The sequence below is a fragment of the Xanthomonas sp. GPE 39 genome (genome assembly GCF_000963005.1).
Classification (GTDB): Bacteria; Pseudomonadota; Gammaproteobacteria; order Xanthomonadales; family Xanthomonadaceae; genus Xanthomonas_A.
Window position 1 is genome coordinate 3,477,883 of record NZ_JZHZ01000007.1, and the last position, 18,037, is coordinate 3,495,919.

The window sequence follows — 18,037 nt, forward strand, 5'->3', positions numbered from 1 at the left end:
GGAAGATGAGATATGCGTGCCGTCGGTCAGCGGCAGTCGGACTTGTCCCCACGATAATTTTTGCTTCCTCTCCTGGCATGGCTAGCCCCCAATTTCTCTGGGTGTGCGTGCCACCTCAACGTCGGTGACCAATGCGCCATCCTTGGAATTGAGTGTGACGAACCAATGGATCGGCGTGGCTGGAGCCGTGATGCGCTGGTCCGGTGGTGGAGATGCCGGTGTCGAGCGCAAGCACAGAACCGAGGATTGGAATTTTCCCGACACTGGCTCAGCAGGCTTACAAGAGAAGCCTCGCGCAGCAAGGGCGAGCATGGCATCAGCAAGCCTCATCTCGGGAACGATCCAGTGTCCGATCTGGGCCTTGGCTTCTGTCGTGGATTGCTGATCTCGAAATGGTTCGGTCGATGTGTCCGCATTGCTCATGGCAGTGCATCCTGTCGCAGCTGAGATGGAGACTAAAAAAAGCAGGCTGGCGCGGAAAAGGCGCGGAACAGCTCCACGCCAAGCATCCCTCTGACGAGCAGTGTCGCATGCCCGATGATGACGAGTCATTGCCATGGGGGCTTCCTAATTACACTGTCTTGAAATGCAGTCTAGCCTAATCATTGAACCGGCCCCTTTCCAATTTCCACAGTGCCGGTACAGGGCCATCATAGAAAGCAGGTGCGAACCAATAGACTGGTGTCCATGGTGCAGCGCGATCCGATCAAGCACATTGGCCGCACCGACTACTGCCAGACGCAACTCAGTCCTGAGGCTTGCAAGGCGCATCGCTGCCAAACAGGCGACCCAGGCGCGAGCGCGGCGGGCACAGCGGCGTGGGCAGCGTTTGCGCGGCCTTCGCCGCAGTGGCTGCCGCCTCAGCCGCAGCGGCGCGTTGTTGCTGCAATTGCGCCAGCATGGCCTTGATCTGTGGCATCGCCGCCAACGTAGCTTTCTCGCCTTCCAAAATCGCGGCGTTGCGCTGGGCGAAATCGGTCGCGCCGATCTCGTTGACATTGGGTCGGATGACGATGTCCGCACGCGCCAGTTCCTGCTGGCCCAGGCGCTGGCCCATGATCGCAATCGATTGGTTGACGATGCCGAGCATGCCGCTCGGATTCTTGCCGCTGGCTTTGCTGGAGATATCCACGGCAATCACCACGTCGGCACCGAGCTGGCGCGCGGCATCCACCGGCACCGGGCTGACCACCCCGCCATCGACATAGTGGTACTTGCCGATAGCCACCGGCTCGAACACGCCAGGAAAGCTGCTGGAGGCACGCACTGCCTGGCCGGCATTGCCGCGCACGAACACCGTGCGCTCGCCGTCTTCCAGGCGCGTGGCCACCACTGCGAATGGTCGTGCAAGTTTCTCGATTGGGGTGTTCTTGAGTTGCGTGTTGATGTAATCCTGCAGCGCCTGGCCCTGCACCAGTCCACCGGAGAACAGGTGCATATCGCGGATACTGCTTTTTTCCAGCGCCTCTGCCGCCTGTTGTAGCTCAAACGCGTCCATGCCACTGGCGTACAACGCGCCGACCACACTGCCGGCACTGGTGCCGGAGACCACCGCAGGTTCCAAGCCGTTGGCCTGCAGCATTTTGATGACGCCAATGTGGGCGAACCCCTTGGCTGCGCCACCGCCAAGCGCAATCCCAATCCGCAACGGTTTGGTTGTCGGTGCCGGTGCAAGATCGTGGACCACCGGCGCTGGCGCGGCGGGCTTGGGCTCGCCACCGCAGGCACCGAGCACACAGACCAACGACAGAGACAGCAGAAAGCGCAAGCGACGAAAGGTGGTCATGGCGGGGGTCGCACTGAGGTGTCATGTGGATGAGCGGCGCAGCATACACGCCATCACCTTGCCCGCCGGTAAGCCACTGGGTGGGCCGACGACAACAGCGGCGATGGATGCCATGGCAAATCGTTCAATGGGCCGAACTGCGCGTTGCCGCACACGCTGCGCGCTATGAAGTTCGTTGTTCGCCTACGCTTGGATTGGTATCGTGCCGCCATGCCTTCGATACAACAGACAGCTTGTGCTGATACCGCGTCGCGATCCGTGGATCGCCAGCCATGACGCGCACGCGATTGCGGTCCCTGTCGATGCTCCTGCTGTGCGCCGCGTTTCCTTGTCACGCGCTGGATGCGGTGGCGGTGAAGCAGCAGGTGGACGGTGTGCTCGAACAGCATTATCCGCAGCTTGAGGCTCTATACAAAAGCGTGCACCAGCATCCCGAGCTCGGCTTCGAGGAAACCACGACCGCGCAACGGCTTGCCAAGCAGATGCGCGCGCTAGGCTTTCAAGTCAACGAGGGTGTCGGCAAGACCGGATTGGTGGCGATCTATCGCAACGGTCCCGGACCGACGGTCATGGTGCGCACCGAACTGGATGCGCTGCCGATGCGCGAAACCACCGGCCTGGCATACGCCAGCACCGTACATTTGCAGTCCAAGGATCGGGACACCTACGTGGCACACAGTTGCGGCCACGACATCCACATGGCGATCTGGGTCGGCACGGCCACGGCATTGCTGCAACTGCGCACGCAGTGGCACGGCACGCTGATGTTCATCGCACAGCCGGCGGAGGAGAAGGGTCGCGGCGCGCAGGCGATGCTCGACGACGGCCTTTTCGCCCGGTTCGGCAAACCGGACTATGGCTTCGCGCTGCATGTCGGCCCGAGTCCGTATGGTCACGTCTACTACAAACCCGGCGCGGTGACTTCCAACTCCGACTCGCTTGAGGTGGTGTTCGAAGGCAAGGGCGGGCACGCGGCGATGCCGGCGGCGACGATCGACCCGATTCTCATCGCCGCGCGCTTCGTGGTCGACGTGCAGAGCGTCATCAGCCGCGAAAAAGATCCGGCCGCATTCGGCGTGGTCAGCATCGGCACGTTCAACGCGGGCACTACAGGCAACATCATCCCCGACCGCGCGCAACTACGCGGCACCATTCGCAGTGACGATCCGCAGGTCCGCGACAAGTTGCTCGACGGCGTGCGCCGCACCGCGCTGGCCAGCGCCCAGATGGCCGGCGCACCCGTGCCACAGATCGCGCTGGGTGAGCACGGTTCCAAGGCGGTGATTAACGATGCGGCGCTCGCCGAGCGCACCGGCGCGGTGTTCGCGCAGGCGTTCGGAAGCAATGCCGAGCACCAGAGCGAACCGAGCGCGGCCAGCGAAGATTACTCGGCCTTCATCGCCGCCGGCGTGCCGTCGTTTTATTTCGGGATCGGTGGGCTCGACCCACAGTGGCTGCAACAGGCCAAGCAAAAAGGCGAGCGCATTCCGATCAACCATTCGCCGGATTTCGCGCCAGTCCCACAGCCGAGCATCCGCACGGGCGTGGAAGCGATGACGCTGGCGGTCATGAACGCGATGCCGCCAGCACCCTGAGCGTCGCGGCGGCTGGCGCTTAGCCAGGGCGCCGCGCGCGGATGGCACTTCAAAAGTTATTGTCACCGTCCAGGATGCGGCCGAAGTTGCCCAGCACCGAGCCTTCGTCGCGGCTCTGCCTGCCGCCCTGCGGCGCGGCGGCGAACATGCGCGCGGCCAAGCGCGAGAACGGTAGCGATTGCAGCCAGACCTTGCCGGGACCGGTCAGCGTGGCGAGGAACATGCCTTCGCCGCCGAAGAGCATGCTCTTGATCCCGCTGACCGCACGCACGTCCATGTCCACCGTGGCATGGAAAGCGACCACGCAGCCGGTATCCACTTCCACGCGCTCGCCAGCGGCCAATTCGCGTTCGACCACGCAACCACCGGCATGCACGAACACCCAACCATCGCCCTCCAGCTTCTGCATGACGAAGCCTTCGCCGCCGAACAGGCCGGTCATGATCTTGCGTTGAAAGTGGATCCCCAGCGACACCCCGCGCGCACCAGCCAGGAAGCTGTCCTTTTGGCAAATCAAGCAACCGCCGTGCTGATCCAGCTTCATCGCCAACACCGTGCCGGGATACGGCGCGGCGAAGGCGACCTTGGCCTTGCCGTGACCCTGGTGGGTGAACACGGTGGTGAACAGGGTCGCGCCCGTCACCAGGCGTTTGCCTGCCGAGAGCAATTTGCCCATCAGCCCGCCTTGGTTGGCGGAGCCATCGCCGAACACGGTATCCATCTGCACGGCGGTGTCCTTGAACATCAGCGCGCCGGCTTCGGCCACCGCGCTTTCGCCGGGGTCCAGTTCGATCTCCACGAACTGCATCTCGTGGCCGACGATGCGGTAGTCGATGGCATCGGATCCGCCGCCAGGCAGCGGTGGCAACTCCGGCGGCATGCCGCTGGTGCCGCTGTCGCGCAGGGCGTCGATCCGCTCCACCGGCTGCCAATTGCTCTGGCCCTGGCACCAGGCCAGGGCGTTGGGGTGATTGCGCGCGAACGCGATGGCAGCGGCGGTGTCGAACGGCCCGGAGCGAGCCTGTTCGCTGCCGGTCAAAAAGTACCACTGAGGCATGTCTGCAAGTCCTTGGCGGAAGTCGGCACCCAGTCTAGCCTGCGGCTGACAGACTCAATGCGCCAACTTGGGCGGACGCAGCAGACTCAGCACCACGGTGGCACTCATCACCCCCACTACCGCGCTCAGCGACACCCATACCGGAATCTTGTACAGGTCGATGATCAACATCTTGATGCCGATAAACACCAATACGATTGCCAGACCATAAGGCAGCAGGTGGAAGCGCTCGGCCATGCCGGCCAGCAGAAAGAACATCGCGCGCAGGCCCAACACCGCGAACACGTTGGAGGTCAGCACGATGAACGGGTCGGTGGTGATCGCAAAGATCGCCGGGATGCTGTCCACCGCGAAGATCACATCGGTGATGGCGATCAGGATCAGCACCGCGAACAACGGGGTGAACCAGCGCTTGCCTTCCTGGGTCAGACTCAGCGCGTTACCGTGGTACTGCGTGGTCAGACGCAGGTGTTTGCGCATGAAGCGCAGCACCGGGTTGGCTTCTAGGTCTGGTTGCTTGCCCGCCGAATACCACATCTTGATGCCGGTCAGCAGCAAGAACGCACCGAACACGTACAGCAACCAGTGGAATTTGCTCAGCAAGACCGAGCCGGCGAAGATCATCGCCACGCGCAGTACGATCGCGCCGAGCACGCCGATGACCAACACGCGCTGACGCTGTTCCTCCGGCACCGCGAAGTAGCCCATGAGCATCAGGAACACGAAAATGTTGTCGACCGCCAGCGATTTTTCAACCAGATAGCCGGTCAGAAACTCCAGCGCACGGCTATTGCCGGTGGTCGGGTCGATCGTCTCGCGCAGGTACCACCACAGTCCGGCATTGAACGCCATGGCCAGGGCGATCCAGCCCAGACTCCACCATAACGCCTCCTTGAACGTGACCTTGTGCGGGCCACCGTGGCGCATCAGCACCAGGTCCACCAGCAGCGCCACGACCACCACGGTCGCGAAACCGCTCCACAACCACACGTTGCCTATCGTTTGCATTGGGAATTTTCCGTCAGTGAACAGGGAAACTCGGGGCCGTGATGGCGTCAGCGTTCCGGACGGAGACGACGATGTCGTCCAGGGAATGCCTTCGCCGCAGCGGCGAAGGTCTCGCTCGCAGCCGGCGATCCGGCTGCCGTTGCACCGGAGCCCGCAGGCTCGAATTGACGGCGACAACGTTGGGAGCTACTCCCCTTCTGCCTGCATTCTTGCCGCAGCCAGCCAACGAGGTCAATCCGGGCGGCTACAATATCGTTCATGAATACGTCTCTGCCTATTGTCCGCCTCAAGAACGCCTGGCGTTCCAGTCATCCGTGGATCTTCCAGAAACTGGTCGAAAAACCCGCCGCCAAACCCAAGCCGGGGGCGCTGGTGGACGTAGTCGGGGTGGACGGCGTGTGGATCGGTCGCGGTTTCTACAATGGACATTCGCGCATCGCCGTGCGCATTCTCGAAACCGATCCGGACATCGCCATCGACGAACACTGGTTCGCGCGCAAGATCGCCGGCGCGGTGGCGCTGCGCCGCGAGGTACTCAAGCTCGACGCGGTCAGCGACGCCTGGCGAGTGGTGCACGCCGAGGGCGACGGCTTGTCCGGGCTGGTGGTGGACCGCTATGGCGATCTGCTCGTGGTGGAGTTCTTCAGCGCCGGCATGTTCCGCCACCGCGAGTGGATCTATGCCGCGCTGCGCGCGCAGTTTCCTGGCGCGCGGTTTTATAGCTTCGCCGAGGAGCATGTGCAGAAGCAGGAGAGCTTCGATTACCGCCCCGTCTCCAGCAGCGGCGAGCGCCCGGAGCCGGCGATCATCAGCGAGTACGGCGTGCGCTTCCGTGCCGATCCGGCCGGCGCGCACAAGACCGGCTTCTTTGCCGACCAGCGCGAGAACCGCCAGTGGCTGAGCCAGCAGGTGCAAGGCAAGCGCGTGCTCGATCTGTGCTGCAACACTGGCGGTTTCGCGGTGTACGCGCAGGTACGCGGGGCGGCCGAGGTGGTCGGCGTGGACATCGACCAGGATGTGATCGAAATCGCCAAGGGCAATGCGCGGCTCAACGAGGTGCGTCCCAAGTTCGTGCAGGCCGACATCTTCCCTTACCTGCGCGACGCCGCCGCACGCGGCGACCAATACGACGTGGTGATCCTGGACCCGGCCAAGATGACCCGCGACCGCGACCAGGTGATCCCGGCGCTGAAGAAATATCTGGACATGAATAAGCTGGCTCTGGGTGTGGTCGCCCCAGGCGGATTGTTTGCCACGTTCTCTTGCACCGGGCTAGTCGCCGAGCACGAGTTCTTGGACATGCTGCGCCGCGCCGCGTATTTCTCCGGGCGTACCATACAGATCCTGAAGGTCGCCGGCGCTGGCGCCGACCATCCGTTCATGGCGCACGTGCAGGAATCGCGCTACCTCAAGGCGGTGTTCTGCCGGGTGCTGGACTGATCCAATGGGTCGGTCTGATCGGTGAGCGGCGACACCAAGTGTGTCGCTCACCGCAGAAGATGGCTGGCATTTCCAGCCAGAGCAGCGCGCGCCGATGCGCGCCGAATCGACACCCCGCGCCATACCGGCGGCAGCAATCCAGGCCGAGGTAGTCGCGCATTCGATTGCCAGGGCGCACACGTGGAATCACCGTGCCCAACACCTGATAACGCTTACAACGTGGCTTGTATCACAGCTATCGGATGTCATTGCGTGCTTTGTTGCGGCGCAGTGTGACAAGCATCGAGATGAAAGATTAAGTTTGCCGCATCCTTTGATAGCGCTATCACTTTCGGCTGTGCGCCGAGCGGTACGTTGTGATCGGCAGGAACGGACGGCTCGCGTGGCGTTCGTGTTGCAAGCGTGCGCGTGATGCGCACGCTGCGCTTCGGGGGAAGGCGCCATCCAGCAATGGACAGTAAGGGGATGCACACGCAGGCATGTCGGGCAATGCGCGTCGCGTACCAGTGACAGCCGCGATACGGGCCATCGCCGCACTTGGCCTTGCTCGTTCGACTCCAGCACCGAGGACATTCAAATGCGTCAGCCGTTGAAGAAGTTCCGCTCCAGCGCCATGTTCACCTTCATCGGCGGTGTGCTGGTGATCAATCCGGCATTCGCGCAGCAGGCCGCGCAGACACCGGCCGCAGAAACAACCACCCCGCCCGCCAATGCCACCACGCTCGACACGGTCAGCGTCACCGGCATGCGCAACAGTCTGAATCAGTCGATGGGGATCAAGCGCGACAACGTCGGCGTGGTCGATGCGATCAGCGCCGAGGACATCGGCAAGTTTCCCGATACCAACCTGGCCGAATCGTTGCAGCGCATCACCGGCATCTCGATCGAACGCCGCGATGGCGAAGGTGCCCAGGTCACTGCGCGTGGTTTCGGGCCACAGTTCAATACCGTGACCCTCAACGGACGTCAGATTCCCGGTGCCGATGCGTTCGGCGCGCCCGGCGCAGCGCCGATCGGTGGTGTGGATGGCGGCACCCGCGCGTTCAACTTCGCCCAACTGGCTTCCGAAGCGATCAGCGGCCTGGAGGTCTACAAGACCAGCCGCGCCAACGCGCCGAGCGGCGGTATCGGCGCCACCATCAATATCCTCACCGACCGGCCATTCAATCATCAGGGCACCGTCGCCAGCGCCGGCGTCAAGGCGGCCTACGACACTTCACAGCCGTTCACCCACAAGCTCACCCCGGAGTTGTCCGGCATCTTCAGCTACACCAACCCGGACAAGACCTGGGGAATCGGCCTGAGCGGCAGTTACCAGAAGCGACGCGGCGGCTCGGTGCAGTCGACCGAGAACGCCTGGAACATCCAGCGCTGGACTGGCAACGAACCGGCGCTGCGGCCGGGCGCGAACGTACAGAACGCCCCGCAGATCGGCCAGCTCTACGGCATGCCCAACGACGTGCGCTATGCCTTCGCCGATTTCGAGCGCGAACGCCTCAACGGCCAGGCCGTGCTGCAGTTCGCACCGACCGATAGCCTGACCCTGACCCTGGACTACACCTACTCGACCAACAAGATCACCGAGAACCGCGGCGAACAGGGCATGTGGCTGCAGCGTGCCAACAGCTTCACCGATTTGACCTTCGACACCGGTCAGGCGGTGGCCACCCCGGTGTATCTGCGCGATGTGCCCGACGGTGCAAAGGACTTCGGCATGGAACAAGAGCGCAGCATGCAGAAATACAAACTGGGCTCACTTGGTTTCAACGCCGATTGGCAGGCCGCCGACCGCCTGCGCTTGACCTTCGATGCGCACGACTCCAAAAGCCAGAGCCTGCCCAACGACCCACTCACCGGCGGCAGCGCCACCTACTTCAGCTTCGCCGGCACCAACAACTGCAGCAACGGCCCGCAATGCGGTGGGCAATGGGCGCAGGAACTGCGCTTCAACAACGGCCTGCCGATCGGGACCCGCACGTGGTATCCGAGCGCGGCCGATTCGCTGGCCGGCACCAACGGGGTGGTCAACCAGCCGTTCACGCCCGCCGAACTGGGCTCGCAAGTGCTGCGTATCTATTACCAGAGCCAAGTGACCGAGGTGAAGGAAGGACGCGTCGATGGTCAGTGGGATTTCGACAACGGCCGTTTCCAGTTCGGCGTGGACGACGCCAAGACCACCACGCATCGGCGCATCAGCGACAGTTACGCCGGCTTGGGCGATTGGAGCGTGTCCAATGCCGGCAACGAACCCGGCATGGTGGCGCTGTTGCAGCCGGTGAGCATCACCGGCCTGTTCAACGATTTCAATACCGCCGGCATTGCCTCCAGCGCCTGGCGCGGCAACGCCGACCAATTGGCGCAGTGGGGCGCCAATGCCTACGGTGTGGGTACGCGCTACAACAACCACTTCAGCACCGACAATCAGGTCACCGAGAAAACCCGTGCCGCGTACATGCAAGTGGAATTGGACGGCCATCTCGGCAACATGAGCACCAATACCCGCGTCGGCGTGCGTTACGAAAAAACCGATGTCGTCGCCACAGCCATGGTCGCCACGCCGGTGGCGCTGGAGTGGCAATCCAACAACGATTTCCAGTTGCTGCGTTCCAGCGACGTGCAACCCTTCAGCGAGAAGCACAGCTACAGCTACGTGCTGCCGAATCTGGACTTCAGCATCAACTTCACCGATGCGCTGAAGGGCCGCGCTTCGTTCGGCCAAAGCATCGCGCGTGCGCCATACAACAACCTGGTGCCTGGGCCGACGCCTGGCACTCCGAGCGGCTCGGTCCTCATCAATCCCTCCACGCGTGCCGCCGGCAGCGCGCAAAACCCCAGCCTGGACCCGTTGAAATCCAACAACGTGGACTTGGCGCTGGAGTGGTATTTCGCCGATACCAGCTATGTCTCGATGACGTTCTGGGACAAGCGCGTGTCCAACTTCATCGGCACCAGCGTCAACCGCGAAAACTTGTACGGGCTGCGCGATCCCACCTCCGGCCCGGACGCGCAGACTGCGCTGGCGTTCCTGCGCAGCGGTGCCTGTGCAGCGCAGGTCGCCGCCGCCGGTGGCGACGCCACTTCGGCGTGTTCGGCCAATGACACCTCGCTCTTCTCCACCGTGGCGTTGTTGCGCAATGCGGCGAAGACAGGCGGATTAGCCGCCTACAACGGCAGTTCGGCGCAAAGCCTGGCGCTGGAGAACGCCTACGACCTGGTCGGCCAGGCCAACGATCCATTGTACGAATTCGATGTCTCACGCCCGGTCAACCAGAACAAGGCGCATATCCACGGTTGGGAACTGGGCGGGCAGTACTTCTTCGGCGACACCGGCTTCGGCGTCTATGCCAACTACACCATCGTCAAGGGCGATGTCGGCTTCAACAATACCGTGCTGGACCGCGACCAATTCGCATTGCTCGGCCTCAGCAACACCGCCAATGCCATGCTGATGTACGAAAAACACGGCTGGACCGCGCGCCTGGCCTGGAACTGGCGCGACAAGTACCTGATCGCCGCCAACCAGGACGGCTCCAACCGCAACCCGTATTACGTCGAACCGTACAAGCAACTGGACCTGAGCGTGAGTTACGCGATCACCGACAAGCTGTCGATCGGCTTTGAAGGAATCAACCTCACCAGCGAGGATGTCCGCTGGCATGGGCGTTCGCAAAAGCAGATCATCAAGCTCATCGACCAAAGCCCGCGCTACACGGTGGGTGTCCGTTATACCTTTTGAGCGACACCGGCAGGGTTAACGCCAAGCTAGAACATCGATGGCCCGATTCGAACTGCTCAACAATGTGACCCATCAGGATCTGCGCGTGATCCTGCGCTTTGGCGCCGCGTTCGGCGACGCCATCGGGATGGTGCAGGCATTTCCGACCGAGTTCGCCGACCTGCAACGCGAATATCCAATTTTCCTGCGTAAAAATGCCAGCGGCAGTGGTTTCCACGCGGTAGCGCTGCTGGGCTTCGAAGCACAGGAAAATCTGTTCCTGCAAGACGAGCGCTGGAACGCGGCGTACCTGCCCGGAGCCATCGCCAAGGGTCCGTTCCTGATCGGCTTTCAAGAACGGCGCGAAGACGGCATCGCGCGACGCGAACCGGTGATCCATGTCGATCTGGAACATCCGCGAATCAGCCGCAGCGAAGGCGAATCGATCTTTCTGCCGCAGGGCGGACACAGTGCCTACCTGGAGCACATCGTCAGCGTGCTGCGTGGCATCCACGATGGCGTGGAAGGCAGCGATGCGATGTTCGCCGCCTTCGATGCACTGGGCCTGATCCAGCCGCTACGCATCGACGTCCAACTGGACAGCGCACACGCGGTGAATCTGGCCGGCTTGTATGGCATCGACCGCGAACGCCTGGCCGCGCTGGATGCCGCCGCATTGCACGGCCTGCATCGCGCCGGCTATCTGGAAGGCGCCTACCTGATCCTGGCATCGCTGCAGGCCATGCGCTGGCTGATGGCCGAGAAACAGCGTCGCTTGCAGCAAGGCAGCGCCATGGCCGCAGGATGAACGCGTTGCCGCAGCGCATGCTGACACCGATTGCCGAACGTACCGATTGCCGCGCCGACGCACTGCCGCTACAAGCGTTGTGCGATGCCGGCGAACCCGTGGTGCTGCGCGGTCTGACGCGTGACTGGAGCTTAGTCCAGGCAGGTCTGCACGGGGCGCATGCGGCGATGGCGTTGCTGCGCGCGCATGCCACCCCGCAGGTGCTGGCGTATTCCTATGGCGGTCCAGAAATTTGTGGCCGACCGTTCTACAACGCTGACTTCACCGCGTTGAACTTCCAGGTCAGGCACGAGGACCTGCATGGATTGCTGGAGGCCATCGCCACGCATCTGGACGCGGCGCAGCCACCGGCCTATTACCTGGCCTCACTGCCGATGGACGCGCACTTGCCGGGGCTGTGCGCCAGCAACGCGGTGGACTTCGCCGCGCATGGCATCGTCGCGCAACCGAACATCTGGATCGGCAACCGGATCACTGCCAGTTGCCACTACGACGTGCCGCACAATCTGGCCTGCTGCGCTGTTGGACGGCGCCGTTTCACGGTGTTTCCCCCGGAGCAGATCGAGAACCTGTACCCGGGGCCGCTGGAACTCAATCCCGGTGGTCAGGCGATCAGCGTGGTCGACTTCGCCGCGCCGGATTTCGTTCGTTACCCGCGTTTTCGCGAGGCTTTGACCCATGCCCGCAGTGCAGTGCTGGAACCTGGCGATGCGCTGTTCCTGCCAGCACTGTGGTGGCACCATGTGCAAGCATTGGCGTCGTTCAACGTGCTCGTGAACTACTGGTGGAGCCAAGCACCGGCGCAGTTGCCGGCACCGATGCCGGCGTTGCAGCATGCGCTATGGGCGCTGCGCGACCGGCCACCGACGGAGAAGGCGGCCTGGCGTGCGTTGTTCGATTACTACGTGTTCGGCGCGGCCGAGCGGGCCGGCGCGCATCTGCCGGCGCAGGCACGGCAGGTGCTTGGGCCGATCGACGAGGTGCAGGGGCGGCAATTGCGCGCCATGTTGCTGTCCCGGCTCAACCGCTGACATCCAACGTCCCTGGTCAGCGCACATCACGATGACGGAAGAGAAATCGCAATGACCCAGATACGCAAGGTGGTGATCGCCGGCGGCGGCACTGCGGGGTGGATCGCCGGCTGTGCGCTGGCGCATCAGTTTCGCGACATGCTCGACATCACCCTGATCGAATCCGAACAGATCGGCACCATCGGCGTCGGCGAAGCCACGCTGCCGCCGCTGCGTCAGTTCCACCGCTTCTTACAGATCGACGAGCAGCAATTCCTGCGTGCGGTCGCCGGCACCTTCAAGTTATCGATTTCCTTCGAGCACTGGGGGCAAGCGGGCGAGCGCTACATGCACCCGTTCGGGATCACCGGGCAGAGCACGCTGGTCTGCGCCTTCCACCACTTCTGGCTGGAGGCGCAGCGGCGTGGCCTGCATTCGGAACTGGGCGATTACTGCCTGGAAAGCGTGGCGGCACGCGCGGATCGCTTCGCACGCGAAGCGTCATCGCCGCTCAATTACGCCTATCACCTCGATGCCGGCCTGTATGCGCGGCTGTTGCGCGCACACGCCGAGCAAAATGGGCTACGCCGCGTGGAAGGCAAGATCTGCCAGGTGCGGCAGCATCCGCAGAACGGTGCGATCACCGCGTTGCAACTGGAAGACGGGCAAGTGATCGACGGCGATCTGTTCATCGACTGCACCGGCTTTCGCGGTCTGCTGATCGAGCAAACCCTGCACAGCGGCTACGAAGACTGGAGCCACTGGTTGCCCTGCGATCGCGCGGTCGCGGTGCAGACCGAGGCCGTGGCACCACCGGTGCCGTATACCCGCACCATCGCCCATGGCGCTGGTTGGCGTTGGCAGATTCCGCTACAGCATCGCGTCGGTTGCGGACTGGTGTATTCCAGCGCACACCTGTCCGACGACGCGGCGCGTGCGCAGTTACTGCGCGACGTCGCCGCACCGACATTGAAAGAACCATCACTGGTGCCGTTCCGCACAGGTCGCCGGCACAAGACCTGGAACAAGAACGTGATCGCGCTGGGCCTGGCCAGCGGCTTCATCGAACCATTGGAATCCACCAGCATCCATCTGACCATCACGGCGGTGATGCGTCTGCTGGCGCTGTTTCCCAGCGACGGCATCGCTCCGTCGCTGGAGACGCTGTACAACGCGGCCAGCCGCGCCGAGATGGAGCACGTGCGCGATTTCGTGATCCTGCATTACCACGCGACCCGGCGCGAGGAACCGATGTGGCGCGCCTGCCGGCAGATGCCATTGCCAGCGTCGTTGCAGCAGCGCCTGGACGCCTGGCGCACACGCGCGCACGTCTGGCAGGGTGCCGATGAACTGTTCCGTGGAGATTCGTGGGCCTACGTGCTGCTCGGCCAAGGCGTCATGCCTAACGCGCATCATCCACTGGCGCGCGCACTACCGGAGCAGGAACTGCAACGCTTCCTCGCCGCGATCCGTGCGCCAATCGAACGCAGCGTGGCGCAAATGCCATCGCAAGCGCAGTTCATCGCCCACTACTGCAAAGCGCCGCCGCAGGTGTGGGCGCGTTCGCCGGCGACGGCACTGGCGAACGCCTGAACAACGCAGCGAACACCACCATCGGGCAACGCGGTTACGAGCGCATCTGCGCGGGCTGCAATTGGCTGTTGCGGTGGCCATATAGCAGGTAGGCGACCAAGCCGAGCGCATTCCAGCACATGAACCACACCTGCGTGGTCTGCGGCAAACTACAGAACAAATACACACAGCCGCCAATCGCCAGCGGCCCGACTACCCACGGCAGCGGCGTGCGGAAGCTACGTGCACGCCCAGGTTCGCGCACGCGCAGCACCAACATGCACGCCGCCACGGCGATGAACGCGGCCAGGGTGCCGGCATTGGCCAACGCGGCGATTTCATCCAGCCGCGCCACCCCGGCCAGCGCCGCAACCAGCACGGCGGTGAAGAGCGTCGTCGCCACTGGCGTGCCAGTCCGCGGATTGACCTTGGACAGGCCGCGCGGCAGCAGGCCATCGCGCGACATCACGAAGAAGATCCTGCTCTGCCCGTACAGGAATGCCAGCAACACCGTCGGCAGCGCGATCACCGCGACCACACCGATGGCCGCCGCCGCCTTGACCTGACCCAGCTCACGCAAAATCAACGCCAGTGGCTCGGCGCTCGCGCCGAACACGCTGTAACGCATGGCACCGATGGCCGCCAATGCCACCAGCATGTAGATCAGGGTGCAGCCGATCATCGAGCCGACGATGCCAATCGCCAAGTCGCGCTTGGGATTTATGGTCTCTTCGGCAGCGGTGGAGATCGCATCGAACCCATAGAAGGCGAAGAAAATGATCGCCGCCGCCGCCATCACCCCATGCGCAACGCCATCGGCCCCGACCGTTTTGGGAAAACCATAGGGCATGAACGGCTGCAGGTTGTGACTGTTGAACGCCGGCAGCGCCGCCGCCACGAAAATGCCCAAGGCAATCAGCTTCAGCGTCACCAGCACCGCGTTGAGCGTCGCGCTCTCCTTGGTGCCCGCCATCAGCAGGCCAGCCACCGCAAAGGTAATCAGTACCGCCGGCAGGTTGACGATGCCGCCGGCGTGCGGCCCGGCGACGAGCGCAGCCGGCAAGGTCAGATCCACGCCCCACTGCGCGCTGGCCCAATGCAGGAAGCCGACGAAATAGCCGGACCACCCAACCGCCACCGTGCTGACCACCAGCGAATATTCCAGAATCAGGCTCCACCCCACCACCCAGGCGATGCTCTCGCCGAGCGCAACGTAGCTATAGGTGTAGGCACTGCCAGCGGCCGGCATCAGCGTGGCCATCTCCGCATAAGCCAACGCGGCGCAGGCGCAGATCGCACCGGCCACCGCGAACGACACCAGCACTGCCGGCCCAGCCAATTGCGCACCGACCCCGATCAAAGTGTAGATGCCGGTACCGACAATCGCGCCGATGCCCAGTGCCACCAGATGCGGCCAGCGCAGGGTTGGGACCAGTCGGCGTCCGGCTTCGTGGACGGTGACCATATCGAATGATTTGCGCCGGAACAGGAACGACATGTAGACCTCGAGAGCGACGAAACAGGGGGAAGTATCGGCGAACACCGTGCAGTATTAGGATGCCAGATGACACCGCGTACTGTACGTCTACAACCCCAGCCGCTCGGCCAGCCGTACCAGTTCCGCCAACGAGCCAACTTGCAATTTGCGCATGGCATGGCCACGCCGCACTTTCACGGTGATCTCGCTGAGTTGCAACCGCGATGCCACCTGCTTGTTCAACAAGCCCTGCACCACCAGTTGCACCACGTCCTGCTCGCCGGCCGTCAACCGCGCCCAGCGCGCGCGCAACTCGGCTTGCGCGGCTTCGGCGTCGCGCCGCGCGCGGTCGCGGGCGATGCCGTGTTCGATTGCATCGAGCAGCTCCTGATCGCGGAACGGTTTGGTCAGGAATTCGATCGCCCCGTTTTTCATCGCCTCCACGCTCATCGGGATGTCGCCATGGCCGGTGATGAAGATCGTCGGCAATGCCAGTCCCGCCTCGCGCATGTGCCGATGGAACTCCATGCCGCCCTGCCCGGGCATGCGGATGTCCAGCACCAGGCAGGCCGGTGCATCGGCCTGCGGATGCGCCAGAAAATCGCGCGTGGAGGCGAACGCATGCACCTGCAAGTCCACCGAGGCGAACAGGTCTTCCAGGGCGGCGCGGATCGAGGCGTCGTCGTCGATCAGGTACACCACCGGACGCGGCGCGGCGGCGCTCATGATCGCGCTCCGCTCGCAGCAGCGGGCAGACACACGCAGAACACCGCGCCACGCAGGCGGCCCGGCTCGGCCCAGATCCGTCCGCCGCCAGCTTCGACGATGCTGCGGCTGATACTCAAACCGATGCCGATGCCGCCTTGTTTGGTGGTCCAGAACGCATCGAACAGATGCGCCTGCGCTTGCGCCGACAGGCCCTCGCCGGCATCGGCCACGCTCAGCCGTACCGTGCGGGCATCCTCGCGTTCGGTGACGATGCGCAGCGTGCGCTGTGCCGGCGGCGTGGCCGCCATCGCCTCGACCGCGTTGAGCAGCAGGTTGCCGATCACTTGCTGGATTTGCACCGGATCGGCCGAAACCAGCGGCAGCGCGGTGGCCAACTCGGTTTGCACCGTGACCGCATTACGCTCCAGTTCGCCATGCGATAGCGCCAGCACTTCGGCAACGGCGGCATTGAGGTCGAAAGCGCGCTTTTGCGGCGCTTCGCCCTTGGTCAGGCTGCGCACCCGCGCGATCACCTCGCCGGCACGCTCGGCATCGGCGAGGATGCGCATCAACGCCGCGCGCGCCTTGTCCAGATTTGGCGGCTGCTGGTCGAGCCAGCGCTGGCAGGCATGACCGCTGGTGACAATCGCCGCCAGCGGTTGGTTGACCTCGTGCGCGATCGACGCGGTCAGGTTGCCCAAGCTACGCACGCGCGCCAACCGCAGCAATTGCGCCTGCGCCGCATGCGCGGCGGCCTTGGCGTGTTCCATCTGCATTGCGATGGAGGCGGTCACCGCCACCACCACGATACTGATGGCCGAATTGATGACGCCGACGCGGTAGGCACCGGCATGGGTCAGATGGAAGCTGAGCACAATCAGCACCACACAGGTGCCAGCCAGCAGTGCCAGCCCGGCCGGCGCCAGCAACCGCGCCGCACCGAGGATTGCCACGGTGTAGAACAGCGGTGCGGCCACCGCATAATCGGTGACCGTGTCGGCGAAGAAGATCACCGCCAACACTACGCTCAGCGCGGCCAGACCGAGCAGGCGACGGTGGATCGGCAATGGCTTGAAACACGCGATCATCGGCACCACGGCAAGGTTGAAGGAGCGGACGCGGACACGGCTGCTCAGCCTTCGGCACCGGCGTTCCAGAACGCCTGTTGGACACCGCGCTCACCTTCCAGGCGCTGGACCACCGCGTCCAATTCCTCGGCGCGCACCGCAGTGGCGTACAAGGTCGCGGCAATCTCCACGTCCTCGTGTCCGAACGGATGCTGTTCCACTTCGCGCGCCGGGTAATGGGCCTCCTCCAGCAATTCGATCAAGCGTTCGCGCACCTCGCCATGTACCTCGCGCGCACAGATCGCATAGAACATGTAGGTGGCTTCGACCGAGGATTCTTTCAACGGATGCCGGTTGATCCGGTTCACCATCGGTCGCAGCAAGGTATTGCTGAGCAACACGAAGGCCGCCGCCAGCACCGCTTCGGCAATCAGCCCGGCACCGGCACAGGCACCGACCGCGCCCGAACCCCACAAGGTGGCCGCTGTATTGAGCCCGGTGACGTTAGCGCCCTCTTTCATGATCGCCCCGGCACCGAGAAAGCCGATCCCCGAAACCACATACGCCACCACCTGCACCGCGCCCTGGGGGCCACCGTGGATCTCGAACAAGCGGTCGCCAAGGGAGACGAAAATCGCCGCGCCGACCGCGACCAGGGTATTGGTGCGCAACCCGGCGGTGCGCTGACGCACCTGGCGCTCGAAGCCGATGATCGCGCCGAGCACGAACGCGGCCGACAGGCTCACCAAGGTATCCAGCAAAGAGCCGGGATTGAACAGGCGCAGCGCTTCCAT

14 protein-coding genes are annotated in these 18,037 nt (G+C 63.7%); 6 read left to right on the top strand and 8 right to left on the bottom strand.

The features are described 5' to 3' along the window. Nucleotides 1–81 precede the first annotated feature (81 nt). Together XALGPE39_RS15855 and XALGPE39_RS14595 are read right to left on the bottom strand one after the other, a co-directional pair. Entirely contained in the window at nt 82–423 is a 342-nt protein-coding gene (locus XALGPE39_RS15855; protein ID WP_152624924.1) for a hypothetical protein, read from the bottom strand. A 322-nt stretch (nt 424–745) separates the two neighbouring features. After that, the gene (locus XALGPE39_RS14595; protein WP_045728798.1) at nt 746–1,786 is read right to left on the bottom strand and encodes a patatin-like phospholipase family protein; all 1,041 of its coding nucleotides are present in this window, start codon (nt 1,784–1,786) and stop codon (nt 746–748) included. A gap of 272 nt (nt 1,787–2,058) precedes the next feature. Between XALGPE39_RS14595 and XALGPE39_RS14600 the strand changes: the two genes are divergently transcribed. After that, complete coding sequence (locus tag XALGPE39_RS14600) at nt 2,059–3,381, top strand: amidohydrolase (protein WP_045728799.1); 1,323 nt, start codon at nt 2,059–2,061, stop codon at nt 3,379–3,381. A 49-nt stretch (nt 3,382–3,430) separates the two neighbouring features. Here XALGPE39_RS14600 and XALGPE39_RS14605 read toward each other — a convergent pair whose 3' ends face one another. Together XALGPE39_RS14605 and XALGPE39_RS14610 are read right to left on the bottom strand one after the other, a co-directional pair. After that, entirely contained in the window at nt 3,431–4,438 is a 1,008-nt protein-coding gene (locus XALGPE39_RS14605) for a TIGR00266 family protein (protein ID WP_045728800.1), read from the bottom strand. A gap of 54 nt (nt 4,439–4,492) precedes the next feature. Beyond that, nucleotides 4,493–5,446, bottom strand: a complete 954-nt coding sequence (locus tag XALGPE39_RS14610; protein WP_045728801.1) for a TerC family protein — start codon at nt 5,444–5,446, stop codon at nt 4,493–4,495. A 258-nt stretch (nt 5,447–5,704) separates the two neighbouring features. On the opposite strand from XALGPE39_RS14610, the gene XALGPE39_RS14615 reads away from it, so the two are divergent. The 5 genes from XALGPE39_RS14615 (at nt 5,705) to XALGPE39_RS14635 (ending at nt 14,012) form a co-directional block, all read left to right on the top strand. Beyond that, a complete protein-coding gene (locus XALGPE39_RS14615) occupies nt 5,705–6,886 on the top strand; it encodes a class I SAM-dependent rRNA methyltransferase (RefSeq protein WP_045728802.1) in 1,182 nt (393 codons plus the stop codon). 577 nt (nt 6,887–7,463) lie between these two features. Continuing rightward, nucleotides 7,464–10,622 carry a TonB-dependent receptor gene (locus tag XALGPE39_RS14620; protein ID WP_045728803.1) on the top strand — a complete coding sequence of 1,053 codons (3,159 nt, stop codon included), beginning with the start codon at nt 7,464–7,466 and terminating at the stop codon, nt 10,620–10,622. Between the two features lie 37 nt (nt 10,623–10,659). Next, a complete protein-coding gene (locus XALGPE39_RS14625; RefSeq protein ID WP_045728804.1) occupies nt 10,660–11,409 on the top strand; it encodes a SapC family protein in 750 nt (249 codons plus the stop codon). After that, the gene (locus XALGPE39_RS14630; RefSeq protein ID WP_045728805.1) at nt 11,406–12,440 is read left to right on the top strand and encodes a cupin-like domain-containing protein; all 1,035 of its coding nucleotides are present in this window, start codon (nt 11,406–11,408) and stop codon (nt 12,438–12,440) included. The genes XALGPE39_RS14625 and XALGPE39_RS14630 overlap by 4 nt, the downstream gene beginning before the upstream one ends. Before the next feature lie 45 nt (nt 12,441–12,485). Beyond that, nucleotides 12,486–14,012, top strand: coding sequence for a tryptophan halogenase family protein (locus XALGPE39_RS14635; protein WP_200893928.1), 1,527 nt, complete (start codon nt 12,486–12,488; stop codon nt 14,010–14,012). Nucleotides 14,013–14,046: 34 nt separating this feature from the next. Here the strand turns inward: XALGPE39_RS14635 and XALGPE39_RS14640 are convergent, their stop codons facing one another. From XALGPE39_RS14640 to XALGPE39_RS14655, 4 genes are all read right to left on the bottom strand, one after another. Continuing rightward, a complete protein-coding gene (locus XALGPE39_RS14640; RefSeq protein WP_045728807.1) occupies nt 14,047–15,489 on the bottom strand; it encodes an amino acid permease in 1,443 nt (480 codons plus the stop codon). An 87-nt stretch (nt 15,490–15,576) separates the two neighbouring features. Further along, nucleotides 15,577–16,194, bottom strand: coding sequence for a response regulator (locus XALGPE39_RS14645; RefSeq protein WP_045728808.1), 618 nt, complete (start codon nt 16,192–16,194; stop codon nt 15,577–15,579). After that, the gene (locus tag XALGPE39_RS14650) at nt 16,191–17,264 is read right to left on the bottom strand and encodes an ATP-binding protein (RefSeq protein ID WP_045728809.1); all 1,074 of its coding nucleotides are present in this window, start codon (nt 17,262–17,264) and stop codon (nt 16,191–16,193) included. Before XALGPE39_RS14650 ends, XALGPE39_RS14645 begins: the two co-directional genes overlap by 4 nt. Before the next feature lie 44 nt (nt 17,265–17,308). Beyond that, nucleotides 17,309–18,037, bottom strand: a complete 729-nt coding sequence (locus XALGPE39_RS14655; RefSeq protein WP_045728810.1) for an MgtC/SapB family protein — start codon at nt 18,035–18,037, stop codon at nt 17,309–17,311.